At 61.7% G+C, this 23,961-nt stretch carries 19 protein-coding genes; 17 read left to right on the top strand and 2 right to left on the bottom strand.

Annotated elements, in window-relative coordinates; translation table 11 throughout:
* The first annotated feature begins 66 nt into the window (after positions 1–66).
* The 11 genes from glpK (at position 67) to IB266_RS10625 (ending at position 12,571) form a co-directional block, all read left to right on the top strand.
* Positions 67–1,572: a glycerol kinase GlpK gene (gene glpK, locus IB266_RS10675; RefSeq protein ID WP_192261166.1), complete on the top strand. Its 1,506-nt coding sequence runs from the start codon at positions 67–69 to the stop codon at positions 1,570–1,572.
* Between the two features lie 85 nt (positions 1,573–1,657).
* Positions 1,658–2,413 carry a DeoR/GlpR family transcriptional regulator gene (locus IB266_RS10670; protein ID WP_003204973.1) on the top strand — a complete coding sequence of 252 codons (756 nt, stop codon included), beginning with the start codon at positions 1,658–1,660 and terminating at the stop codon, positions 2,411–2,413.
* A 221-nt stretch (positions 2,414–2,634) separates the two neighbouring features.
* Entirely contained in the window at positions 2,635–3,369 is a 735-nt protein-coding gene (locus IB266_RS10665; protein WP_103308474.1) for a hypothetical protein, read from the top strand.
* A gap of 221 nt (positions 3,370–3,590) precedes the next feature.
* Positions 3,591–5,129 (top strand): glycerol-3-phosphate dehydrogenase, encoded by a 1,539-nt coding sequence (gene glpD / locus IB266_RS10660; protein WP_192261165.1) that lies wholly within the window; start codon positions 3,591–3,593, stop codon positions 5,127–5,129.
* Between the two features lie 448 nt (positions 5,130–5,577).
* Positions 5,578–6,492, top strand: a complete 915-nt coding sequence (locus tag IB266_RS10655; protein ID WP_060740928.1) for a glutamate/aspartate ABC transporter substrate-binding protein — start codon at positions 5,578–5,580, stop codon at positions 6,490–6,492.
* 191 nt (positions 6,493–6,683) lie between these two features.
* Positions 6,684–7,430, top strand: coding sequence for an amino acid ABC transporter permease (locus IB266_RS10650; RefSeq protein ID WP_092201528.1), 747 nt, complete (start codon positions 6,684–6,686; stop codon positions 7,428–7,430).
* On the top strand, positions 7,430–8,101 hold the full coding sequence (locus IB266_RS10645) for an amino acid ABC transporter permease (RefSeq protein WP_192261272.1): 672 nt from the start codon (positions 7,430–7,432) through the stop codon (positions 8,099–8,101). Before IB266_RS10650 ends, IB266_RS10645 begins: the two co-directional genes overlap by 1 nt.
* Positions 8,098–8,832, top strand: a complete 735-nt coding sequence (locus IB266_RS10640; RefSeq protein ID WP_003204983.1) for an amino acid ABC transporter ATP-binding protein — start codon at positions 8,098–8,100, stop codon at positions 8,830–8,832. The genes IB266_RS10645 and IB266_RS10640 overlap by 4 nt, the downstream gene beginning before the upstream one ends.
* A gap of 158 nt (positions 8,833–8,990) precedes the next feature.
* Positions 8,991–10,892, top strand: a complete 1,902-nt coding sequence (locus tag IB266_RS10635; protein WP_060740926.1) for a sensor histidine kinase — start codon at positions 8,991–8,993, stop codon at positions 10,890–10,892.
* Positions 10,889–12,217, top strand: a complete 1,329-nt coding sequence (locus tag IB266_RS10630) for a sigma-54-dependent transcriptional regulator (RefSeq protein ID WP_058546102.1) — start codon at positions 10,889–10,891, stop codon at positions 12,215–12,217. The genes IB266_RS10635 and IB266_RS10630 overlap by 4 nt, the downstream gene beginning before the upstream one ends.
* A 24-nt stretch (positions 12,218–12,241) precedes the next feature.
* Positions 12,242–12,571: a GlpM family protein gene (locus IB266_RS10625; RefSeq protein WP_170842284.1), complete on the top strand. Its 330-nt coding sequence runs from the start codon at positions 12,242–12,244 to the stop codon at positions 12,569–12,571.
* 19 nt (positions 12,572–12,590) lie between these two features.
* Here IB266_RS10625 and IB266_RS10620 read toward each other — a convergent pair whose 3' ends face one another.
* Together IB266_RS10620 and IB266_RS10615 are read right to left on the bottom strand one after the other, a co-directional pair.
* The gene (locus IB266_RS10620) at positions 12,591–13,205 is read right to left on the bottom strand and encodes an NAD(P)-dependent oxidoreductase (protein ID WP_192261164.1); all 615 of its coding nucleotides are present in this window, start codon (positions 13,203–13,205) and stop codon (positions 12,591–12,593) included.
* Positions 13,206–13,459: 254 nt separating this feature from the next.
* Positions 13,460–14,338, bottom strand: coding sequence for an MBL fold metallo-hydrolase (locus IB266_RS10615; RefSeq protein ID WP_192261163.1), 879 nt, complete (start codon positions 14,336–14,338; stop codon positions 13,460–13,462).
* A gap of 113 nt (positions 14,339–14,451) precedes the next feature.
* Between IB266_RS10615 and IB266_RS10610 the strand changes: the two genes are divergently transcribed.
* From IB266_RS10610 to gcvT, 6 genes are all read left to right on the top strand, one after another.
* Positions 14,452–15,357 (top strand): LysR family transcriptional regulator, encoded by a 906-nt coding sequence (locus IB266_RS10610; RefSeq protein WP_060740922.1) that lies wholly within the window; start codon positions 14,452–14,454, stop codon positions 15,355–15,357.
* A gap of 218 nt (positions 15,358–15,575) precedes the next feature.
* Complete coding sequence (locus tag IB266_RS10605) at positions 15,576–17,084, top strand: sigma-54-dependent transcriptional regulator (RefSeq protein ID WP_092332056.1); 1,509 nt, start codon at positions 15,576–15,578, stop codon at positions 17,082–17,084.
* 467 nt (positions 17,085–17,551) lie between these two features.
* Complete coding sequence (gcvH, locus tag IB266_RS10600) at positions 17,552–17,935, top strand: glycine cleavage system protein GcvH (RefSeq protein WP_060740920.1); 384 nt, start codon at positions 17,552–17,554, stop codon at positions 17,933–17,935.
* Between the two features lie 10 nt (positions 17,936–17,945).
* Positions 17,946–20,795, top strand: a complete 2,850-nt coding sequence (gene gcvP / locus IB266_RS10595; protein ID WP_192261162.1) for an aminomethyl-transferring glycine dehydrogenase — start codon at positions 17,946–17,948, stop codon at positions 20,793–20,795.
* 238 nt (positions 20,796–21,033) lie between these two features.
* Positions 21,034–22,410 carry an L-serine ammonia-lyase gene (locus tag IB266_RS10590; protein ID WP_092441957.1) on the top strand — a complete coding sequence of 459 codons (1,377 nt, stop codon included), beginning with the start codon at positions 21,034–21,036 and terminating at the stop codon, positions 22,408–22,410.
* Positions 22,411–22,441: 31 nt separating this feature from the next.
* On the top strand, positions 22,442–23,566 hold the full coding sequence (gcvT, locus tag IB266_RS10585) for a glycine cleavage system aminomethyltransferase GcvT (RefSeq protein ID WP_192261161.1): 1,125 nt from the start codon (positions 22,442–22,444) through the stop codon (positions 23,564–23,566).
* Positions 23,567–23,961: the final 395 nt, after the last annotated feature.

The following is a 23,961-nucleotide window of genomic DNA, read 5'->3' as shown; positions in this document are numbered from 1 at the left end:
CCATTCGAAGCCTGCGCCGTGGCTTCTTTTTACGTCTCCCTTTATGAAAGACCCGAGGCAATCGACATGACCGATATCCAGAACAAGAACTACATCATTGCCCTCGACCAGGGTACGACCAGCTCGCGCGCGATCATCTTCGACCGTGATGCCAATGTGGTCTGCACCGCCCAACGCGAATTCGCCCAGCACTACCCGCAGGCCGGCTGGGTCGAACACGACCCGATGGAAATCTTCGCCACCCAGAGTGCGGTCATGGTCGAAGCCCTGGCCCAGGCCGGCCTGCACCATGACCAGGTGGCTGCCATCGGCATCACCAACCAGCGGGAAACCACCGTGGTCTGGGACAAGACCACCGGCCGCCCGATCTACAACGCCATCGTCTGGCAGTGCCGCCGCAGTACCGAGATCTGCCAACAGCTCAAGCGCGACGGCCACGAGCAATACATCAGCCAGACCACCGGCCTGGTCACCGACCCGTACTTCTCCGGCACCAAGCTCAAGTGGATCCTGGACAACGTCGAAGGCAGCCGCGAACGTGCGCGCAACGGTGAGCTGCTGTTCGGCACGGTCGATAGCTGGCTGATCTGGAAATTCACCGGTGGCAAGGTCCACGTCACCGACTACACCAACGCCTCGCGCACCCTGCTCTTCAACATTCACTCGCTGGAATGGGACGCGAAGATGCTCGAGATCCTCGACATCCCCCGGGAAATGCTCCCCGAAGTGAAGTCGTCCTCGGAAATCTATGGCCGCACCAAAAGCGGTATCGCCATCGGCGGCATCGCCGGCGACCAGCAGGCCGCCCTGTTCGGCCAGATGTGCGTGGAGCCGGGCCAGGCGAAAAACACCTACGGCACCGGTTGCTTCCTGCTGATGAACACCGGGAAAAAGGCCGTGAAATCCAATCACGGCATGCTCACCACCATCGCCTGCGGCCCCCGTGGCGAAGTGGCCTACGCCCTGGAAGGCGCTGTATTCAACGGCGGCTCCACCGTCCAGTGGCTGCGCGATGAACTGAAGATCATCAACGACGCCCTGGATACCGAATACTTTGCCAACAAGGTCAAGGACAGCAACGGCGTGTACCTGGTGCCCGCCTTCACCGGCCTGGGCGCGCCGTACTGGGACCCCTATGCCCGTGGCGCACTGTTTGGCCTGACCCGCGGCGTACGGGTCGATCACATCATTCGCGCAGCACTGGAGTCGATTGCCTACCAGACCCGCGACGTGCTCGACGCCATGCAACAGGACTCGGGTGAACGCCTCAGGGCCCTGCGCGTCGACGGCGGCGCGGTGGCGAACAACTTCCTGATGCAGTTCCAGGCCGACATCCTCGGCACCCAGGTCGAGCGGCCGAAAATGCGTGAAACCACAGCCCTGGGTGCGGCGTACCTGGCCGGCCTGGCGTGCGGCTTCTGGGGCAGCCTGGAAGAACTGCGCGGCAAAGCGGTGATCGAGCGCGAATTCGAACCGCAACTGGACGAGCCGGCGAAAGAAAAACTCTATGCCGGCTGGCAGAAAGCGGTCAGCCGCACCCGCGATTGGGAGCCCCATGAAGACGCTGAATAAAGCCTGATAAGGTTCTGAAACTGGTCGGGATCGGATTCCTGCGGCATCATGGGCAAATTTTGTATGGCAGCCCAAAGGAAGCCCCATGAATCTGCCTCCCCGCCAGCAGCAAATCCTCGAACTGGTCCGCGAACGCGGCTATGTCAGCATCGAGGAAATGGCGCAGTTATTCGTTGTCACTCCGCAAACCATCCGCCGCGACATCAACCAACTGGCGGAAGTGAACCTGCTGCGCCGCTACCACGGCGGCGCCGCCTACGACTCAAGCGTGGAAAACACCGCCTACGCCATGCGCGCCGACCAGATGCGCGACGAAAAACAACGCATCGCCGAAGCCATCGCCGCCCAGATCCCCGATCACGCCTCGCTGTTCATCAACATCGGCACCACCACCGAATCCATCGCCCGGGCCCTGCTCAATCACAACCACCTGAAGGTCATCACCAACAACCTGCACGTGGCTTCGATCCTCAGCGCCAAGGACGACTTCGAAGTCCTGATCGCCGGTGGCAACGTACGACGTGACGGCGGCGTGGTGGGCCAGGCCAGCGTCGACTTCATCAACCAGTTCAAGGTCGACTTCGCCCTGGTGGGCATCAGCGGGATCGATGAAGACGGCAGCCTGTTGGACTTCGACTACCAGGAAGTGCGGGTTTCCCAAGCCATCATCGCCAACGCCCGGCAAGTGCTGTTGGCGGCGGACTCCAGCAAGTTCGGACGCAATGCCATGGTCCGCCTGGGCCCCATCAGCCTGATCGATTGCCTGGTGACCGACCAGCAACCGGTGCCGGCCCTGGCGCAGTTGTTGAGCCAGCACAAGATTCGGCTGGAGGTGGTCTGACTGCCATCTATCCCTCCAGCGTTACGGGCTTGAAAATTCTGCTAGTTTGAAAGTAGCCAAGCTGTCGAATACCAGATTTGCTGACAGACCCTGACATTGGGTTTGTGCCCTCTCATTCCTGCGTTCGTTTGGGGATCCGCTCCGTACCAGCCGAGCGGGCGTTAACCAAATGACCACGGCACGTAGTAGCTGCCATAACTTGAGTGTGTGGAGCTACTACTATGAACGATCCGATAAAAAGCCTGCGTTATCTTCCCGGCATCCATCTTCTTGATCGTCCGATGGTCATGGACGTCCCTCCAGAGTCAGGGGTACTGGATTTGCCCGCGGTTCCCGACTCAGGGGTTGTGGTCCGCGTGGCGGTGTATCCGGAAATGGCAAAAAACGACACGGTCCAGCTGTTATGGCGAGGCAGTCATGAAGCGAGCAGTTACTACACGAAGTTATCCGTAAGAGACACGGAGCGCTTTCTGGATTTCATTGTGCCCAAGAGCGTTCTATTGGCGGACCCAGGCACGCCTGCGGGAGGTGATATAGCGCGCCCTCAGGTCAGCTACGAGGTTTTTCCGGCTTCCGGTGGTACGAAGAAGGAGTCGGCGATTACCGGACTGTATTTTGTAGTCTCCTGGGCATCAACCCCGTCGAACCCACCTCCTACTGTGCCCGCGGCAGCTGATGGCCTGCTGGACCCGGACCAGATCGCCGCCCCCGGGCTCACTGTTCTTTTCCCCCGACTTGTGGTTATTGACGCTCGATGGACAAGCTATGGACGCGACGGCAGAGTGATCTATATGGAGCGCTTTGGGGTAGGCCCTGATCTCTCTGTAGTCATTGTTCGCCCTATCCTGGACCTGACCGAGGATGGCGGAGAAGTACGCATTACCTACTACACGGGTAATGATGAAAACGTTCTCATACATTCGCTTTCCGCCGTCCTGCAAGTCAGCCGCAGTTGATACCAAGCAAGCCCCGGCGATGCGCTATCCGTGTCGCCGGTGCCATTTCCCCAAGCCTGCCCCCACTCCCTAATTTCTTCGAAAATTTTCCTTTCACTTTCCTTTGATCAGTATTTTCAATCAAAGACGGCTGGCTGTTGCCGTCTTTATGGGCTAGTATTTTCGCAAATGAACATTTATGTTCGAATTCAAATATTACGAAAAGAACCCGAGGCCAGCCGATGCCCACTTCTACCTTGCCTACGCCCCCTCTCGCCGAGATCTATGACGTCGCCGTCATTGGCGGCGGTATCAATGGCGTGGGGATTGCCGCGGACGCTGCCGGTCGCGGTCTTTCGGTGTTCCTTTGTGAAAAGGACGACCTGGCCAGCCATACCTCGTCGGCCAGCAGCAAGCTGATCCACGGTGGCCTGCGCTACCTCGAACATTACGAGTTCCGCCTGGTGCGCGAAGCGCTGGCCGAACGCGAAGTGCTGCTGACCAAGGCCCCGCATATCGTCAAGCAAATGCGCTTCGTGCTGCCCCACCGCCCGCACCTGCGTCCGGCCTGGATGATTCGCGCAGGCCTGTTCCTCTACGATCATCTGGGCAAACGTGAACAGCTCGCAGGCTCCAAAAGCCTGAAATTCGGTGGCGACAGCGCATTGAAAAGCGAAATCACCAAAGGTTTCGAATATTCCGACTGCTGGGTCGACGATGCGCGACTGGTGGTGCTCAACGCCATGGCCGCCCGGGAAAAAGGCGCACATGTCCACACCCGCACCCGCTGTGTGAACGCCCGCCGCAGCAAAGGCCTGTGGCACTTGCACCTGGAACGTGCCGACGGCAGCCTGTTTTCGATCCGCGCCAAGGCGCTGGTGAACGCCGCCGGTCCTTGGGTTGCCAAGTTCATTCGCGACGATCTGAAGATGGAGTCGCCCTACGGTATCCGCCTGATCCAGGGCAGCCACCTGATCGTGCCGAAACTCTACGAAGGCGAGCATGCGCACATTCTTCAGAATGAAGACCAACGCATCGTGTTCACTATTCCGTATCTGAACCAGTTCACCTTGATCGGCACAACTGATCGGGAATACACCGGTGACCCGGCCAAGGTAGCGATCACCGAAGGCGAAACCGATTACCTGCTGAAGGTGGTCAACGCCCACTTCAAGAAGCAGATCAGCCGCGACGATATCCTGCACAGCTATTCCGGCGTACGTCCGCTGTGCAACGACGAGTCCGACAACCCGTCGGCCGTCACCCGGGACTACACCCTGGCGCTTTCCGGTGGCGGCGAAGAAGCCCCCTTGCTGTCGGTGTTCGGCGGCAAGCTGACCACTTATCGCAAATTGGCCGAATCGGCCATGGCGCAACTGGCGCCCTACTTCACGCAGATGCGCGGAAGCTGGACCGCCGTAGAGGCCCTCCCCGGCGGCGAAAACATGACCACCCCGCAAGCGCTGTGCTCGGCGTTGCGGGACAAGTTCGACTGGCTGCCGACCGACATCGCCCGCCGCTGGGCCACCACTTATGGCAGCCGTACCTGGCGCATGCTCGAAGGCGTGCATGACCTGGGCGACCTGGGCGAACACCTCGGCGCCGGCCTCTACACCCGCGAAGTCGATTACCTGTGCAGCGACGAGTGGGCCATCGACGCCCAGGACATCCTGTGGCGCCGCAGCAAGCTGGGCTTGTTCACCACCCCGGCCGAGCAGGAGAAGCTGCAGCAGTACCTGGATAAGGTCGAGCACAACCGTCGCAAGATCGAAGCGGCCTGACCGATACCCCGCAACACCCAAAGCCCCTGAATCCAGCGATTCAGGGGCTTTTTGCTATCTGGCGTCCACCGCTGCCCCCTGTGGGAGCGAGCTTGCTCGCGATGAGGCCAGCACACTCAACGTCTATGGGACTGACACACCGCTATCGCGAGCAAGCTCGCTCCCACAATGAATCGGGGGCAGGCCCAAGCCATTCGGTTTTCCGAACACGACCCACTGGTCAGTTCGGCTAACCGGATAAAACAACCCGCAAAAAACCTGAAACAAAACATTAATTACCTTACAAAACAACAATTTAAATAGACAACCCTGGTCTGGCACGAGTCATGCTCTACACTTCTGGAGACGAATGCCTGTACGCCAACACATCAGGAGCTGCCAGGTATCTCGAAGTACTCAGGGCCGACGAACCGGCCGAAATAAAAAAAACAATGTCGAGGAAACATCGATGCGTATCGTTCCCCATCTCCTGGGCGCAGCCATTGCTGCCGCTCTGATCAGCACTCCGGTTTTCGCAGCCGAACTGACCGGCACACTGAAAAAGATCAAAGAGTCCGGCGTCATTACGCTTGGGCATCGCGACGCTTCCATTCCGTTCTCCTACATCGCGGACGCTTCCGGCAAGCCGGTCGGCTACTCCCACGACATCCAGCTGAAAGTCGTCGAAGCGATCAAGAAAGACCTGGACCTGCCCAACCTGCAGGTCAAGTACAACCTGGTCACCTCGCAAACCCGTATCCCGCTGGTGCAGAACGGCACCGTGGACCTGGAATGCGGCTCCACCACCAACAACGTCGAGCGTCAGCAGCAGGTTGACTTCTCCGTTGGCATCTTCGAGATCGGCACTCGGCTGCTGACCAAGAAAGACTCCAAGTACAAGGATTTCGACGACCTCAAGGGCAAGAACGTCGTGACCACCGCCGGCACCACGTCCGAGCGCCTCCTCAAGTCCATGAACGCCGACAAGCAAATGGGCATGAACGTCATCTCCGCCAAGGACCATGGCGAGTCCTTCCAGATGCTCGAAGGCGGCCGTGCCGTTGCTTTCATGATGGACGATGCCCTGCTGGCCGGCGAAGCCGCCAAGGCCAAGAAAGCCGACGACTGGGCCGTGACCGGTACACCGCAGTCCTACGAAATCTACGGCTGCATGATGCGCAAGGGCGACGAGCCGTTCAAAAAGGCTGTGGATGACGCCATCAAGGCCACCTACGCTTCGGGCGAGATCAACAAGATCTACGAAAAATGGTTCATGCAACCTATCCCGCCAAAAGGCCTGAACCTGAACTTCCCGATGAGCGACGAACTCAAGGCATTGATCGCCAAGCCAACCGATAAAGCGGCTGACGACAAGAAATCCTGATTTCTGACTAACCTTATCTCCTGAAGGGGCCCGGCCCTTTCAGGGGATGGTCACTCCCTGCTGGCAAATTTGGAAAACACTCGAACCGGTGGCTGTCGAGCCGATCGCGTGTGCCTGGCCTCCAAGCCGGGCGGGAACGGAGCTTCCCCAGGCGGGCATTTGTATCTCGAACGATCTGAGGGGAGACCCTAATGAATTACAACTGGGACTGGGGCGTGTTCTTCAAGTCCACCGGCGTGGGCAGCGAGATTTATCTCGACTGGTACCTGGCCGGCCTGGGCTGGACCATCGCCATCGCCGTCGTGGCCTGGATCATCGCCCTGCTGCTGGGCTCGGTGCTCGGCGTGATGCGCACCGTGCCGAACCGGCTGGTGTCGGGGATCGCCACCTGCTACGTGGAACTCTTCCGTAATGTGCCGCTGCTGGTTCAGCTGTTCATCTGGTACTTCCTGGTGCCGGACCTGCTGCCCGCCGATATGCAGGAGTGGTACAAGCAGGACCTGAACCCGACCACCTCGGCCTACCTGAGCGTCGTCGTGTGCCTGGGCCTGTTCACCGCCGCCCGGGTCTGCGAACAAGTGCGCACCGGTATCCAGGCGCTGCCGCGCGGCCAGGAATCCGCCGCCCGAGCCATGGGTTTCAAGCTGCCGCAGATCTACTGGAACGTGCTGCTGCCCCAGGCCTATCGGATCATCATTCCGCCGCTTACCTCGGAATTCCTCAACGTCTTCAAGAACTCCTCCGTGGCCTCGCTGATCGGGCTGATGGAGCTGCTCGCACAGACCAAGCAGACCGCCGAGTTCTCCGCCAACCTGTTCGAAGCCTTCACCCTGGCGACGCTGATCTACTTCACCCTGAACATGAGCCTGATGCTGCTCATGCGCATGGTCGAGAAGAAAGTCGCGGTGCCCGGCCTGATCTCCGTGGGGGGTAAATGATGGAATTCGATTTCACTGGCGTCATACCGGCCATTCCCGGCTTGTGGAACGGCATGGTCATGACCCTCAAGCTGATGGCCATGGGTGTGGTCGGCGGGATCATCCTGGGGACGATCCTGGCGCTGATGCGCCTGTCCCATAACAAGCTGATCTCCAACATCGCCGGCGCCTACGTCAACTATTTCCGCTCGATTCCGCTGCTGCTGGTCATCACCTGGTTCTACCTGGCGGTGCCGTTCGTGCTGCGCTGGATCACCGGCGAAGACACGCCGATCGGTGCGTTCGGCTCCTGCGTCGTGGCATTCATGATGTTCGAAGCCGCGTACTTCTGTGAAATCGTGCGGGCCGGCGTGCAGTCGATCCCCAAGGGCCAGATGGGCGCGGCACAGGCGCTGGGCATGAACTATGGCCAGACCATGCGCCTGATCATCCTGCCCCAGGCGTTTCGCAAGATGACCCCGCTGCTGCTGCAACAGAGCATCATCCTGTTTCAGGACACCTCGCTGGTCTACACGGTCGGCCTGGTGGACTTCCTCAATGCTTCGCGGGCCAATGGCGACATCATCGGCCGCTCCAATGAGTTCCTGATCATCGCAGGTCTCGTGTACTTCACAATCAGCTTTGCCGCCTCGCTGCTGGTCAAGCGTCTGCAAAAAAGGTTCGCCGTATGATCTCTATCAAGAACATCAACAAGTGGTATGGGGACTTCCAGGTACTGACCAATTGCAGCACCGAGGTCAGCAAGGGTGAAGTTGTGGTGGTGTGCGGGCCATCGGGTTCGGGCAAATCCACGCTGATCAAATGCGTGAACGCCCTGGAGCCGTTCCAGAAAGGCGACATCGTGGTCGATGGCACCTCCATCGCCGACCCGAAGACCAATCTGCCGAAACTGCGTTCGCGCGTGGGCATGGTGTTCCAGCATTTCGAGCTGTTCCCGCACCTGACCATCACCGAAAACCTGACCATCGCGCAGATCAAGGTGCTGGGCCGCAGCAAGGAAGAAGCCACCAAGAAAGGCCTGCAACTGCTTGAGCGGGTCGGTCTCTCGGCCCACGCCCACAAGCACCCGGGCCAGCTCTCCGGCGGCCAGCAGCAACGCGTGGCGATCGCCCGTGCCCTGGCGATGGACCCGGTGGTGATGCTGTTCGACGAACCGACCTCGGCCCTTGACCCGGAAATGGTCAACGAAGTGCTCGACGTGATGGTGCAACTGGCCCACGAAGGCATGACCATGATGTGCGTGACCCACGAAATGGGCTTCGCCCGCAAAGTGGCGAACCGGGTGATCTTCATGGACCAGGGCCAGATCATCGAGGACTGCAAGAAAGAAGAGTTCTTCGGCGACATCAGTGCCCGCTCCGAACGCGCGCAGCATTTCCTTGAGAAAATCCTGCAGCACTAAAACACCGCTCCCCACTGTGGGAGCGAGCTTGCTCGCGAATAGGGCAGCACATTCAACATCAATGTGGCTGACACACCGTTTTCGCGAGCAAGCTCGCTCCCACAAGGGATCGGAGTTGGCTTGTAGATTTGTGTTGTGGTTGACCCAAGGCTTCTGTGATGAAATGCGACCCCACCCTTTATCGCGCCGCGCCGCCATCACTCGCCGTGAAACCCCGCCTGATCCGCCATCTGTTCCTGCCGCCGCTGGTCATTGCGCTGATGATCGGCCTGGGTTACCTCGGCTTCTGGATCAGCGAGCACTATGGCGTACGTGGCCTCGCCGAGAATGGCGAGCGTCAGTTGGAGCTGCACGCCCGTGCGGTCGAGAGCGAGATCAGCAAGTACACCTACCTGCCCAGCCTGCTGGAGCTTGAATCGAGTGTCTCGCAACTGCTCGACGACCCCACGCCCGAGCATCGCAAGACCGTCAACGAATACCTCGAAGGCCTGAACCGCCGTAGCCGCAGCCGGGCCATCTACGTGATGGACACCACCGGTCGGGTGATGGCCACCAGCAACTGGCGCGATGTCGACAGTTACCTGGGCGAAGACCTGTCCTTCCGCGCCTATTTCCAGAACGCCGTACGCGGCCAGCCGGGACGGTTCTACGGCATCGGCAGCACCAATGGCGAACCCGGTTACTACCTGGCCCATGGCCTGGAGCAACAGGGCAAGATCATTGGCGTGGCCGTGGTCAAGGTGCGCCTCGAAGCCATGGAAGAGCGCTGGCAGCGAGCGCGGCTGGAGGCGTTCGTCAGTGATGAAAACGGCATCATCATCCTGTCCAGCGACCCGGCGCGACGGCTCAAGTCGGTGCGCCCCCTGAGCGACGAGACCAAGGAACGCCTGGCCCGCAGCCTGCAATATTATTGGTTCCCGCTCAATGAACTGGTGCCCCTGGCCCGGGAACGCCTGGCCGAAGGCATGGAGAAGCTGACCTTCCCGGCCAACACCGAACTGGTGTCCGACGAGCGCGCCATCAGCTATTTGTCGCAGACCCGGCCCTTGAGCGATACCCCGTGGAATTTCACCTTGCTCACGCCCCTTGAAGACCTGCGTCGCCAGGCGATCAACCAAGGCATCCTGGTGGCCGTGGCCTTCGCCCTGGTGGCGTTCCTGCTGATCGCCTGGAACGAACGACGCAAGGTCATCGCCACCCGCCTTGCGGCCCGGGAAGCCTTGCAGGAAGCCAACAACCAGCTCGAGCGTCGGATTACCGAACGCACCACCGACCTGCGCGCCAGCAACGAACGACTCAAGGGCCAGATCCGCGAGCGGCGCCAGGCCGAAGAGACCTTGCGCCGGGCCCAGGACGAACTGGTCCAGGCCGGTAAACTGGCGGCCATCGGCCAGATGTCCACCAGCATCGCCCATGAGCTCAACCAGCCGCTGGCGGCGCTGCGCACCTTGTCCGGCAATACCGTGCGCTTCCTGGAGCGCGGCCAGCTGGACATCGCCAGCACCAACCTCAAGACCATCAACGAATTGATCGACCGCATGGGTCGGATCACCGCCAGCCTACGCGCCTTCGCCCGGCGCGGCGACGACCAGGGCCGGGCGAGCCTGGGCAAGGCCGTCGAGGCCGCATTGCAATTGCTGGGCGGGCGCCTGGAAAACCTGGACATCCAGATCCACAGCGGTTTCGATGACGTCCAATTGCAAATCGACCAGACCCGCCTCGAACAGATCCTCGTGAACCTGATCGGCAACGCCCTAGACGCCATGCAAACGCAACCGGAGCCGAAACTGTGGCTCGACGGCCAGGCCGCCGATGGCAAATATCGCCTTCGGGTGCGGGACAATGGTCACGGCATCGATCCTGAAGCCCGCAAGCATTTGTTCGAACCGTTCTTCACCACCAAACCTGGCGAACAAGGCCTGGGCCTGGGCCTGACGCTCTCGGCGAGCCTGGCCGCCGCCGCGGGCGGGCACCTGGGCGTCGAGTACCCGCTTGAGCGTGGCACTACGTTTGTCCTCAATCTACCGTTGGTCAGCCTTTCACCTGCCGAGCCGCTATGAACCACGACCTGAGCGTACTGATCGTCGAAGACGACCCCCACGTCCTGCTGGGCTGCCAGCAGGCCCTGAGCCTGGAGGACATTCCCTGCATCGGCGTGGGCAGCGCCGAAGAGGCCCTGGAGCGAGTCGACGATAACTTTGCCGGCATCGTCATCAGCGACATTCGGCTGCCGGGCATCGACGGCCTGGAACTGCTGACTCGTCTCAAGGCACGGGACCGCAGCCTGCCGGTGGTGCTGATCACCGGCCACGGCGACATTTCCATGGCCGTCGGTGCCATGCAAAAAGGCGCCTATGACTTCATGGAGAAACCCTTCTCCCCTGAGCGCCTGGTGGACGTCGCCCGTCGCGCCCTGGAACAGCGCAGCCTGGCCCGGGAAGTGTCATCGCTGCGTCGGCAACTGGCCGAACGCGACTCCCTGGAAGGCCGGATCATTGGCCGCTCGCCGGCCATGCAGCATCTGCGCGCGCTGATCGCCAACGTCGCCGACACCTCGGCCAACGTCCTGATCGAAGGCGAAACCGGCACCGGCAAGGAACTGGTCGCCCGCTGCCTGCATGATTTCAGCCGGCGCCACGACAAGCAGTTCGTCGCACTGAACTGCGGCGGCCTGCCGGAGAACCTGTTCGAAAGCGAGATTTTCGGCCACGAGGCCAACGCCTTCACCGGGGCCGGCAAACGCCGGATCGGCAAGATCGAGCACGCCGATGGCGGCACGCTGTTTCTCGATGAAGTGGAAAGCATGCCCCTGCCCTTGCAGATCAAGTTGTTGCGCGTGTTGCAGGAACGCACCCTAGAACGCCTGGGCTCGAACCAGAGCGTGGCGGTGGATTGCCGGGTGATCGCCGCCACCAAGTCCGACCTGGACGAAATGGGCCGGTCCGGGCAATTCCGCAGCGACCTGTATTACCGCCTCAACGTGGTGACCCTGGAACTGCCGCCACTGCGCGAGCGGCGCGAAGACATCCTGCAATTGTTCGAGCATTTTCTTCAGCAGTCGTCCCTGCGTTTCGACCGCACGGTGCCGGAGCTGGACAACCAGACCCTGTCGAACCTGATGAGCCACGACTGGCCGGGCAACGTGCGCGAACTGCGCAACGTCGCCGAGCGCTACGCCCTCGGCCTGCCGGCGTTCAAGCGCTCCGGTGCCAGTGGCGGCAGCCAGGGCCTGGCCTTCGCCGAAGCGGTGGAAGCCTTCGAGCGCAACCTGCTGGTGGACGCCCTGCAACGCAGCGGGGGCAACCTGACCCAGGCCAGTCAGGAGCTGGGCATGGCCAAGACCACGCTGTTCGACAAAGTCAAAAAATATGGCCTGAGCCATTAACCGAAGGGTGAACGTGTGGACCTGATTTTCAAGGCGGCGCTGGGTGCGGCCGTGGTGGTTATCCTGGCGATGCTGGCCAAGACCAGGAATTACTACATCGCCGGGCTGGTGCCGCTGTTCCCCACCTTCGCCCTGATTGCCCACTACATCGTCGGCAAAGGCCGCTCGGTGGACGATCTGAAGACCACCATCGTGTTTGGCATGTGGTCGATCATTCCATACTTCGTCTATCTCGCAACGCTGTACGTCATGGTCGACCGCCTGCGCCTCGAAGCCTCATTGGCCGTGGCAGCCGTCGCCTGGCTGATGGCAGCGACGGTGCTGGTCACCGTTTGGGTGCGGGTTCACGGCTGATCCTACAAAAACCTACGGCTCAATAACCGACGGTAAACCGCGTCCGCGAAAACTGCGGCGTTTCCACTTCATCGATCAGCGCAATGGCGTAGTCGGCAAAGCTGATCCAGCTACGCCCGTCGGCGTCGAACAGCAGGTGATCCTTGCCGACACGGAACTGGCCCGTGCGCTCGGTTTCGACGAACTCCGCCGAAGGCGAGAGAAAGGTCCAGTCCAGGTCCTGCTCCTTGCGCAGCACATCCAGGAACAATGCACCGGCGCTGGCTTCGGCCAGGTATTCCTCCGGGAAGCCATCGCTGTCGATCACCCGGCTGTTATCCGGCAGCAGCAACGAACCGGCCCCGCCGACCACCAGCAAGCGCTTGACCCCGGCGGCTTTCACCGGTGCGATGAGCTTGTCGGCCGGCACGCTGGCAAAGTGCGCGGCACTGATCACCACGTCATGCCCGTCGATGGCGGCGATCAGCGCCTCGCTGTCCAATACGTCCAACTGCTTGCTGACCACCCCGGCCCTTTCGCCGATTTTCGCGGTGTTACGGGCAATGGCCGTCACGCTGTGACCACGGCGCAGGGCCTCTTCCAACAGTTGGCTACCCGCACGCCCGGTGGCGCCGATGATTGCGATCTTGCTCATGGTGTTCTCCAGTGATTACACATAAATGCCATTTAAAGCGGTTGACGCGGTACATCGTCGTGGCATATGTGGCGAGGGAGCTTGCTCCCGCTGGGTCGCGTAGCGACCCCAAACCGGTGGATACCCTACGTCGGGCAGACCCCGTGGATCGTTTTGCGACTGCTTCGCAGCCGAGCGGGAGCAAGCTCCCTCGCCACAAAAGCACCTCAGCCAAAAGCCATTGATAACAAGCACCCCGCCACACAATCAGTCATTCACCACTTCATCTCGCCCTTCGCCACCTTGGCACTGAGCTCCAGGGAGCTGTCTTCACCCAGGTCCGGATAGCGTAGTTTCATGGCACGGATCAGCGCGGCGGAATCCTTGGCCTTGGCGGTTTCTTCGTCGAAAGCCTTGATGTAATCGGCGGTGAAGCGCACCGGGGCCAGGGAACGGGCGCTGTCACCCAGGTAGTGACCCGGAATCACCGTGCTCGGTTGCAGCTTTTCGACAGTCTCCAGCGTCGCCAGCCAATCCTTGTGAGACTGCGGCGTCTGGGTATCGGCCATCCATACATGAATGTTCTCGGCCACCACGACACCGCCAACCACGGCCTTGATCGATGGAATCCACACGAAACTGCGGTCCGGCTGCGGACCATCGAGGCCGACGACCTGCAAGCGCTGGCCTTCCAGGGTCAGGCTGTCGCCCTTGAGCACCTGGGGCACGATGGCTTTGGCCGGCGCATCGGTCTTCAGGATCGGCCCCCAGTATTTCAGTTTGCCGTCCATGGTGTGCTTGATGTGTTCGACGGTCGGCGCCGACGCCAGCACCTTGGCCTCAGGGAACGCGGCGGTGAGGGTCTCCAGACCAAAATAGTAGTCTGGATCGCCATGGCTGATGTAGATCGTGGTCAATCGCTTGCCACTGGCGCGGATTTTTTCCACCACCTGGGCGGCCTGGGATTTGCCGAACTGGGCATCCACCAGAATCGCCTCTTTTTCACCGCTGACCAACACCGAAGTCACCGGAAAAACCGCCGCCGCGCCAGGGTTGTAGACGTCGAGCGTCAAGTCGGCGGCCCAGGTCTGGGCAGTGAAAACCAGGGCGACAGTTGCCAGTAGCAGGCGCTTGAGTGGGATAAAGCCGGTCATGTGTGCTCCGTTGTCCAAAAACCCGTCAGGGGAATGAGACTGAGCTTAGTTACCTGACTCGTTACAAAAAATGCGATGCTGGAACATAGTTTGTTTCTGAAATCGGGCAAATCATGGATCGTCTACAAGCAATGCGGGTGTTTGTCACGGTGGTCGACCTGGGCAGTCAGTCGGCAACGGCTGAGCACCTGGACCTGTCGCGGCCGGTGGTATCGCGCTACTTGGCGGAGCTGGAAGACTGGGTCGGCGCCCGGTTGATGCACCGCACCACCCGCAAGCTGAGCCTGACGGCCGCAGGCTCCGAGATCCTGCCGCGCTGTCGGCAGATGCTGGAGCTGTCCGGCGACATGCAAGCCGCCGTCGGCACCCCGGACGACGCGCCACGGGGCATGTTGCGCATCAGCGCCAGCACTTCGTTCGGCCAGGCCCAACTGGCGAGCGCCATGGCCGACTACGTCAAGCACTATCCAGGGGTGAGCATCGACCTGCAGATGCTCGACCGCACCGTGAACCTGGTGGACGAGCGCATCGACCTGGCGATCCGTATGAGCAACGACCTGGACCCGAACCTGATCGCCCGCCGCCTGACGGTCTGCCGTTCGGTGATCTGCGCCTCGCCGCGGTATCTGCGTGAGCATTCGACACCGCTGCGCGTGGAAGACCTGAGCCGGCACAACTGCCTGACCCACTCCTACGTCGGCAAGAGCCTGTGGCATTTCGAGCAGGACGGCGAGCAGGTCTCGGTGCCGGTGCAAGGCAACATCAGCGCCAACGAAGCCAGCACATTGCTTCAAGCCACGATAGCCGGCGCAGGCGTGGCGATGCTACCCAGCTACCAGGCCGGCGCCCACCTCAAGAACGGCGAACTGATCCGCCTGCTGCCCCATGCCGAACCGCGCCGGATGAACATGTACGCGGTGTACGCCTCACGCAAGCACATGCCCTCGGCGCTGCGCAGCCTGCTGGATTTTCTGGTGCTGAAGTTTCCCGAGACGCCGGAATGGGATGTGGGGTTGTAGAAATTTTCGCCTCACCACTGTCCACCTGTGGGAGCGAGCTTGCTCGCGATAGCGGTGTGACAGCCAGCAGAGAGGTTGACTGACATTCCGCTATCGCGAGCAAGCTCGCTCCCACAAGGGCCAAGGTAGTTTTCTCAAGTACCGTCCCAGGATTTCACCAACAGCCCGCCCCAAGGCATACTGGCCACCCTCCGCATCCCAGAACCCAAAACCGCCCCATGCGTATCCACGTCAGTTTCATCGACCGCGTCGGCATCACCCAGGAAGTCCTGGCCTTGCTCGGTGGGCGCAATCTCAACCTGGATGCGGTGGAGATGGTGCCGCCCAACGTCTACATCGATGCCCCGACCCTCAGCCCACAAGTGCTCGACGAGCTGCGCGAGGCGCTGTTCAGCGTGCGCGGCGTGCAAGCGGTCACCGTGGTGGACATCTTGCCGGGCCAGCGTCGGCACTTGCAGCTCGATGCCTTGCTCGCCGCCATGACCGACCCCGTGCTGGCCTTGGACAGCGTCGGCAAGGTGTTGCTGGCCAACCCGGCGCTGATCGCCCTGTATGGTCGTGAACCGGCCGGGGAAAGCGTGGCCGAGCTGTTCAGTGACGAGGCATTGCTCGGCGCCCTGCTGGAAAATGGTTTCCGCCTGCCCTTGCGGGAGGTCACCCTCAATGGCCAGACCTTGCTGCTGGACGCCACGCCCATCACCGACGCCGGCGCGCTGCTGACGCTCTATCAGCCCAATCGCATCGGCGAGCGTCTGTCAGCCCTGCACCATGACCACGCCGAAGGTTTCGACGCGCTGCTGGGCGAATCCCCGGCGATCCGCACCCTCAAGGCCCGGGCCCAGCGCGTCGCGGCCCTGGATGCACCGCTGCTGATCCAGGGCGAAACCGGCACCGGCAAGGAACTGGTGGCCCGGGCCTGTCACGCCATCAGCGCCCGTCACAGCGCGCCGTTCCTGGCCCTGAACTGCGCCGCGCTGCCGGAGAACCTGGCGGAAAGCGAGCTGTTCGGCTACGCCCCCGGCGCCTTCACCGGGGCGCAACGGGGCGGCAAGCCAGGGCTGATGGAGTTGGCGAACCAGGGCACGGTATTCCTCGATGAAATCGGCGAGATGTCGCCGTACCTGCAAGCCAAGCTCCTTCGTTTCTTGAACGATGGCAGCTTCCGCCGAGTGGGCGGCGACCGGGAAGTCAAGGTCAACGTGCGGATCCTCAGCGCCACCCACCGCAACCTGGAGAAAATGGTCAGCGAAGGCTCGTTCCGCGAGGACCTGTTCTATCGCCTGAACGTGCTCAACGTCGAAGTCCCGCCGCTGCGTGAACGCGGCCAGGACATCCTGCTGCTGGCGCGCTACTTCATGCAGCAGGCCTGCGCGCAGATCCAGCGCCCGGTCTGCCGCCTGGCTCCCGGTACGTATCCGGCGCTGCTGGGCAACCGCTGGCCGGGCAACGTGCGGCAATTGCAGAACGTGATCTTCCGCGCCGCCGCCATCTGCGAAAGCAGCCTGGTGGACATCGGCGACCTGGACATCGCCGGCACCTCCGTGGCGCGCCAGGGCGATGTGGAAGTCGAAAGCCTGGAACAGGCCGTGGAAACCTTCGAGAAGCACCTGCTCGAAAGCCTCTACGCCAACTACCCCTCCACCCGCCAGTTGGCCAGCCGCCTGCAAACCTCCCATACCGCGATTGCCCATCGGTTGCGCAAGTACGGAATTTCCGGGAAGCCGTAGGCCCCTGTGGGAGCGAGCTTGCTCGCGATGGGGACTGCCTGTCACCTCAATGCAAACTGAACCACCGCTATCGCGAGCAAGCTCGCTCCCACAAGGTGACTGACCCCAAAAAGGTGGACACCCATCTGACTTTTTGGGTTTTCCATGGGCCGGCGTGCCTTCAGAATCGAAGCCAAAAACGACCTCCACCTGTACTGAAAGCGCTACAGTGGAACGATATCGCTACACTTTGCGCTAACCTGCACCGTGCAAGGCTTTGATCCCACAACGATTTTTTCCAGGCGTCCAGCTGTAGCGATTTCGCTACAGCCAAGTCAATCCAAGACTTGATGAAACCATTCAAACCATTGATACATAAGACATTAATAACATTGGCCGCATTCTTGCTATGGATATAACCATTCGGCCGGGCCAAGCCCCGCGCCTTTCTTCGCGTCCACCAGACGAATCTGGCCCCAGGAGTTTCCATGAGCGAGTTGCGTTTCACTGAAGATCACGAATGGCTGCGCACCGAAGCCGACGGCAGCGTCACCGTAGGCATTACCGCTTTCGCGCAGAACGCATTGGGCGACGTGGTTTTTGTGCAACTGCCTGAATTGCAGGCCTATGACAAAGGCGCCGAGGCCTCTACCGTGGAGTCGGTCAAGGCTGCCAGCGGTGTGTACATGCCCCTGGACGGTGAAGTGCTCGAAGTGAACGACAAGCTCGACGCCAGCCCGGAACTGGTCAACGAAGATCCGCTGGGCGAAGGCTGGTTCTTCCGCTTTAAACCGACCGACGCCGACGCAGTGGCTAAGCTGTTGGATCAAGACGCCTACGATCGCCTGATCAAAGCCAACGCCGAAGCCTGAGGAGCGCACCATGACCGTTAATCTCGGCACCGCCAACGAATTCATCGCCCGCCACATCGGCCCGCGTTCCAGCGACGAGCAAGCCATGCTCGAGCGCCTGGGTTACGACTCCCTGGAAGCGTTGAGCGCCAGCGTCATCCCGGAAAGCATCAAGGGCACCAGCGTGCTGGACATGGGCGACGGCCAGAGCGAAGCCGACGCACTGGCCTCGATCAAGGCCATCGCCAGCAAGAACCAACTGTTCAAGACCTACATCGGCCAGGGCTACTACAACTGCCACACGCCGGCACCGATCCTGCGCAACCTGCTGGAAAACCCGGCCTGGTACACCGCCTACACCCCGTATCAGCCTGAAATCTCCCAGGGCCGTCTCGAAGCGCTGTTGAACTTCCAGACCCTGATCAGCGACCTCACCGGCCTGCCGATCGCTAACGCCTCGTTGCTCGACGAAGCCACCGCCGCCGCCGAAGCCATGACCTTCTGCAAGCGCCTGAGCAAGAACAAGGGCAGCAACGCCTTCTTCGCCTCCGTGCACAGCCACCCGCAAACCCTCGACGTGCTGCGCACCCGTGCCGAGCCCCTGGGCATCGACGTAGTGGTGGGCGATGAGCGCGAACTGAGCGACGTCAGCGGCTTCTTCGGCGCGCTGCTGCAATACCCGGCCAGCAACGGCGACCTGTTCGACTACCGCGAACTGACCGAACGCTTCCACGCCGCCAACGCCCTGGTGGCCGTTGCCGCAGACCTGTTGGCCCTGACCTTGCTGACCCCGCCGGGTGAATTCGGTGCCGACGTGGCCATCGGCAGTGCCCAGCGCTTCGGCGTGCCGCTGGGCTTCGGCGGCCCACACGCGGCGTACTTCTCCACCAAGGACGCGTTCAAGCGCGACATGCCCGGCCGCCTGGTCGGTGTTTCCGTGGACCGTTTCGGCAAGCCGGCCCTGCGCCTGGCGATGCAGACCCGCGAGCAACACATCCGCCGCGAGAAAGCCACGAGCAACATCTGCACCGCCCAGGTGCTGCTGGCCAACATCGCCAGCATGTACGCCGTGTACCACGGCCCCAAGGGCCTGGTGCAAATTGCCAATCGCATCCATCACCTGACCGCGATCCTCGCCAAGGGCCTGGGCGCGCTGGGCCTGAGCGTCGAGCAAGAGAGCTTCTTCGACACCCTGACCCTGCGCACCGGCGCGCAAACCGCCGCCCTGCACGACAAGGCCCGCGCCCAACGCATCAACCTGCGTGTGGTGGACACGGAACGCCTGGGCCTGTCCCTGGACGAGACCACCAGCCAAGCTGACGTCGAAGCGCTGTGGAACCTGTTGGCCGACGGCAAGGCACTGCCGGACTTCGCGGCACTGGCCGCCACCGTGCAAAGCCGCATCCCGGCCGAGCTGGTGCGCCAATCGGCGATCCTCAGCCACCCGGTGTTCAACCGCTACCACTCCGAAACCGAGCTGATGCGCTACCTGCGCAAGCTCGCCGACAAGGACCTGGCCCTGGATCGCACCATGATCCCGCTGGGCTCCTGCACCATGAAACTCAACGCCGCCAGCGAAATGATCCCGGTGACCTGGGCCGAGTTCGGCGCCCTGCACCCGTTCGCCCCGGCCGAGCAAAGCGCTGGCTACCAGCAACTGACCGACGAGTTGGAAGCCATGCTCTGCGCCGCCACCGGCTATGACGCGGTATCGCTGCAACCCAACGCCGGTTCCCAGGGCGAATACGCCGGCCTGCTGGCGATCCGCGCCTATCACCAGAGCCGTGGCGAAGACCGTCGCGACATCTGCCTGATCCCGTCCTCGGCCCACGGCACCAACCCGGCCACCGCCAACATGGCCGGCATGCGCGTGGTCGTGACCGCCTGCGATGCCCGTGGCAACGTCGACATCGAAGACCTGCGGGCCAAGGCCATCGAGCACCGCGAACACCTCGCCGCGCTGATGATCACCTACCCGTCCACCCACGGCGTATTCGAAGAAGGCATCCGCGAAATCTGCGGCATCATTCATGACAATGGCGGCCAGGTGTACATCGACGGCGCCAACATGAACGCCATGGTCGGCCTCTGCGCCCCGGGCAAGTTCGGCGGCGACGTGTCGCACCTGAACCTGCACAAGACCTTCTGCATTCCTCACGGCGGTGGCGGCCCGGGCGTCGGTCCGATTGGCGTCAAGTCGCACCTGGCACCGTTCCTGCCGGGCCACGCCAACATGGCGCGCAAGGAAGGCGCAGTGTGCGCGGCGCCGTTCGGCAGCGCGAGCATCCTGCCGATCACTTGGATGTACATCCGCATGATGGGCGGTGCGGGCCTCAAGCGCGCGTCGCAACTGGCGATCCTCAACGCCAACTACATCGCCCGTCGCCTGGAAGAACACTACCCAGTGCTCTACTCCGGCAGCAACGGCCTGGTGGCCCACGAGTGCATTCTCGATTTGCGTCCGCTCAAGGACAGCAGTGGCATCAGTGTCGATGACGTGGCCAAGCGCCTGATCGACTTCGGTTTCCACGCGCCGACCATGTCGTTCCCGGTAGCCGGCACGTTGATGATCGAACCGACCGAAAGCGAATCCAAGGAAGAACTGGACCGTTTCTGCGACGCCATGATCTGCATCCGCGAAGAAATCCGCGCGGTGGAAAACGGCAGCCTGGACAAAGACGACAACCCACTGAAGAACGCCCCCCACACCGCGGCGGAGCTCGTCGGCGAGTGGACTCACCCCTACAGCCGCGAACAGGCGGTGTACCCGGTGGCGTCGTTGATCGATGGCAAGTACTGGCCGCCGGTGGGCCGGGTCGACAACGTGTTCGGCGACCGCAACCTGGTCTGCGCCTGCCCGTCGATCGAAAGCTACGCTTGACCTATGGAGGGGCGGGCTTGCTCGCCACCTCTCAACAACACCGCGAACCTTGTGGAAGGTCACCTTCTCAAGGAAACCACATCTCCCTGTGGGAGCGAGCTTGCTCGCGATAGCGGTGTGACAGCTGACAGAAATGTTGACTGACACTCCGCTATCGCGAGCAAGCTCGCTCCCACAAAGGAGCCTGTGCCCCATTTCATAACCGTCGATCCTCATAAAAAGAAACCGGAGAAACACCATGTCGTTAAGCGTGTTCGACCTGTTCAAGATCGGTATCGGTCCTTCCAGCTCCCATACCGTCGGCCCGATGCGTGCCGCTGCCCGTTTCGCCGAGGGGCTGCGCCGTGACGATCTGCTTGAAAGCATTACCAGCGTCAAGGTCGAGCTCTACGGCTCGCTCGGTGCCACCGGCAAGGGCCATGGCAGTGACAAGGCCGTGCTGCTGGGCCTGGAGGGCGAGCATCCCGACACCGTGGACACCGAAACGGTGAACGCCCGGCTCCAGGAGATCCGCAGCAACGGTCGCCTGAACCTGCTCGGCGAACACGCCATCGAATTCAACGAAAAACTGCACTTGGCGATGATCCGCAAGCCGCTGGCCTTTCACCCCAACGGCATGATCTTCCGCGCCTTCGATGCCGCCGGGCTGCAAGTGCGCAGCCGCGAGTACTACTCGGTCGGTGGCGGCTTTGTCGTGGATGAAGACGCCGCTGGCGCCGACCGCATCGTCGAAGACGCCACGCCCCTGACCTTCCCGTTCAAGAGCGCCAAGGACCTGCTGGGCCATTGCACCACCTATGGCCTGTCCATCAGCCAGGTGATGCTGACCAACGAAAGCGCCTGGCGCCCCGAAGCCGAGACCCGCGCCGGCCTGCTGAAGATCTGGCAGGTGATGCAGGATTGCGTGGCGGCCGGCTGTCGCAACGAAGGGATTCTGCCGGGCGGGCTGAAGGTCAAGCGCCGGGCCGCTGCGTTGCATCGCCAGTTGTGCAAGAACCCCGAAGCCGCACTGCGCGACCCGCTGTCGGTGCTCGATTGGGTCAACCTGTATGCCTTGGCCGTCAACGAAGAAAACGCCTACGGCGGTCGCGTCGTCACCGCCCCGACCAACGGGGCGGCGGGCATCGTCCCGGCCGTGCTGCATTACTACATGCGCTTCATCCCCGGGGCCAGCGAGGATGGCGTGGTGCGGTTCCTGCTGACCGCCGCCGCCATCGGCATCCTGTACAAGGAAAACGCCTCCATCTCCGGCGCCGAAGTCGGTTGCCAGGGTGAAGTCGGCGTGGCCTGTTCCATGGCTGCCGGGGCCTTGTGCGAAGTGCTCGGCGGCACCGTGCAGCAAGTGGAAAACGCCGCCGAGATCGGCATGGAACACAACCTCGGCCTGACCTGCGATCCGATCGGCGGGCTGGTGCAGGTGCCGTGCATCGAACGCAACGCCATGGGCTCGGTGAAAGCCATCAACGCGGTGCGCATGGCCATGCGCGGCGATGGACATCACTTTGTCTCCCTCGACAAAGTCATCCGCACCATGCGCCAGACCGGCGCCGACATGAAAAGCAAATACAAGGAGACCGCCCGCGGCGGTCTGGCGGTCAACATCATCGAATGCTGACGCGCGCCACTCTCATTTTCCAGGAGCTGATATGTCCACCGAACAACTGTTGAAAACCCCGTTGCACGCCCTGCACCTCGAACTCGGCGCCCGCATGGTGCCGTTCGCCGGCTACGACATGCCGGTGCAGTACCCACTGGGCGTGATGAAGGAACACCAGCACACCCGCGATCAGGCCGGGCTGTTCGACGTGTCCCACATGGGCCAGATCCGCCTGAGCGGCGCAGGCGCCGCCAAGGCCCTGGAAACCCTGGTACCAGTGGACATCACCGACCTGCCGGTGGGCATGCAGCGCTACGCCATGTTCACCAACGACAACGGCGGCATCCTTGACGACCTGATGGTCGCCAACCTGGGCAATGACGAACTGTTCCTGGTGGTCAACGCCGCCTGCAAGGATCAGGACCTGGCCCACCTGCGTGCGCACATTGGCGATCAATGCAATGTCGAGCCGCTGTTCGAGGCCCGTGCCCTGCTCGCCCTGCAAGGCCCGGCCGCCGTCACCGTGCTCGCCCGCCTGGCGCCGGACGTGGCGAAGATGACCTTCATGCAGTTCCAGCGCGTCACGCTGTTGGGCGTGGATTGCTTTGTCAGCCGTTCGGGCTACACCGGTGAAGACGGTTTCGAAATTTCCGTACCCGCCGCCGACGCGGAAAAACTCGCCCGCGCCTTGCTGGCCGAGCCGGAAGTCGCGGCCATCGGCCTCGGTGCCCGTGACTCCCTGCGCCTGGAAGCCGGCCTGTGCCTGTATGGCCACGACATGAACACCGAGACGACGCCGATCGAAGCCAGCCTGCTGTGGGCCATTTCCAAAGTGCGGCGTGCCGATGGCGCCCGCGCCGGTGGTTTCCCCGGCGCTGAGAGCGTGTTCGCCCAACAACAGGGCGGCGTGAAGCGCAAACGCGTCGGCCTGCTGCCCCAGGAACGCACACCCGTGCGTGAAGGCGCGGAGATCGTCAACGAAGCCGGCGAGATCATCGGTTCTGTGTGCAGCGGCGGTTTCGGCCCGACCTTGGGCGCGCCGTTGGCGATGGGTTACCTGGACAGCGCCTATGTGGCACTGGATACGCCGGTCTGGGCCATCGTGCGTGGGAAAAGGGTGCCTTTGCTTGTAAGCAAAATGCCATTCGTTCCACAGCGCTACTACCGCGGCTGATTGGTTGTTTCTATAAGTAACGCGGTTGCGTTATACGTGCACTAATGTGTCACGCAACCGCCATAAAAAGGTGCATATCTTTAGACATTCAATCGACCTTATAACGATCGTAAACAATTGAACTAGCCTATCGAATAAGCCCTGTTCCGCAAGCGGCGTAAATGCGGGCAAGCTGAGCAAATACGGGGCCTTCCGAGGGGGTTGTTTTTTTATTCGAAGTTGGCGTAGAGTTTGGTCACTGTGTTTGCATGGGTCGCTTGGAATCGTGACCTGGGCAGTAGCTTATGAAGTTCGCTACATCCCGTTCGACGTCTCTTACTTTCCTGCAACCCAGCCCAGTACTCTTTCATGTGAAAGAGGCTGTCATCAATTTTAGCGTCAAAGGAAATAAGAAA

The sequence above is a fragment of the Pseudomonas sp. Pdm06 genome, assembly GCF_014851795.1.
Taxonomy (GTDB): domain Bacteria; phylum Pseudomonadota; class Gammaproteobacteria; order Pseudomonadales; family Pseudomonadaceae; genus Aquipseudomonas; species Aquipseudomonas fluorescens_AA.
The sequence above is the reverse complement of the archived record's forward strand: the minus strand, read 5'-3'. Positions and strand labels throughout refer to the sequence as shown.

Bases quoted from the DNA above. Each gene is read 5' to 3' on its own strand.
- glpK (WP_192261166.1), top strand. From the start codon at position 67: ATGACCGATATCCAGAACAAGAACTACATCATTGCCCTCGACCAGGGT.
- IB266_RS10670 (WP_003204973.1), top strand. From the start codon at position 1,658: ATGAATCTGCCTCCCCGCCAGCAGCAAATCCTCGAACTGGTCCGCGAA.
- IB266_RS10665 (WP_103308474.1), top strand. From the start codon at position 2,635: ATGAACGATCCGATAAAAAGCCTGCGTTATCTTCCCGGCATCCATCTT.
- glpD (WP_192261165.1), top strand. From the start codon at position 3,591: ATGCCCACTTCTACCTTGCCTACGCCCCCTCTCGCCGAGATCTATGAC.
- IB266_RS10655 (WP_060740928.1), top strand. From the start codon at position 5,578: ATGCGTATCGTTCCCCATCTCCTGGGCGCAGCCATTGCTGCCGCTCTG.
- IB266_RS10650 (WP_092201528.1), top strand. From the start codon at position 6,684: ATGAATTACAACTGGGACTGGGGCGTGTTCTTCAAGTCCACCGGCGTG.
- IB266_RS10645 (WP_192261272.1), top strand. From the start codon at position 7,430: ATGGAATTCGATTTCACTGGCGTCATACCGGCCATTCCCGGCTTGTGG.
- IB266_RS10640 (WP_003204983.1), top strand. From the start codon at position 8,098: ATGATCTCTATCAAGAACATCAACAAGTGGTATGGGGACTTCCAGGTA.
- IB266_RS10635 (WP_060740926.1), top strand. From the start codon at position 8,991: ATGAAATGCGACCCCACCCTTTATCGCGCCGCGCCGCCATCACTCGCC.
- IB266_RS10630 (WP_058546102.1), top strand. From the start codon at position 10,889: ATGAACCACGACCTGAGCGTACTGATCGTCGAAGACGACCCCCACGTC.
- IB266_RS10620 (WP_192261164.1), bottom strand. From the start codon at position 13,205: ATGAGCAAGATCGCAATCATCGGCGCCACCGGGCGTGCGGGTAGCCAA.
- IB266_RS10615 (WP_192261163.1), bottom strand. From the start codon at position 14,338: ATGACCGGCTTTATCCCACTCAAGCGCCTGCTACTGGCAACTGTCGCC.
- IB266_RS10610 (WP_060740922.1), top strand. From the start codon at position 14,452: ATGGATCGTCTACAAGCAATGCGGGTGTTTGTCACGGTGGTCGACCTG.
- IB266_RS10605 (WP_092332056.1), top strand. From the start codon at position 15,576: ATGCGTATCCACGTCAGTTTCATCGACCGCGTCGGCATCACCCAGGAA.
- gcvH (WP_060740920.1), top strand. From the start codon at position 17,552: ATGAGCGAGTTGCGTTTCACTGAAGATCACGAATGGCTGCGCACCGAA.
- gcvP (WP_192261162.1), top strand. From the start codon at position 17,946: ATGACCGTTAATCTCGGCACCGCCAACGAATTCATCGCCCGCCACATC.
- IB266_RS10590 (WP_092441957.1), top strand. From the start codon at position 21,034: ATGTCGTTAAGCGTGTTCGACCTGTTCAAGATCGGTATCGGTCCTTCC.
- gcvT (WP_192261161.1), top strand. From the start codon at position 22,442: ATGTCCACCGAACAACTGTTGAAAACCCCGTTGCACGCCCTGCACCTC.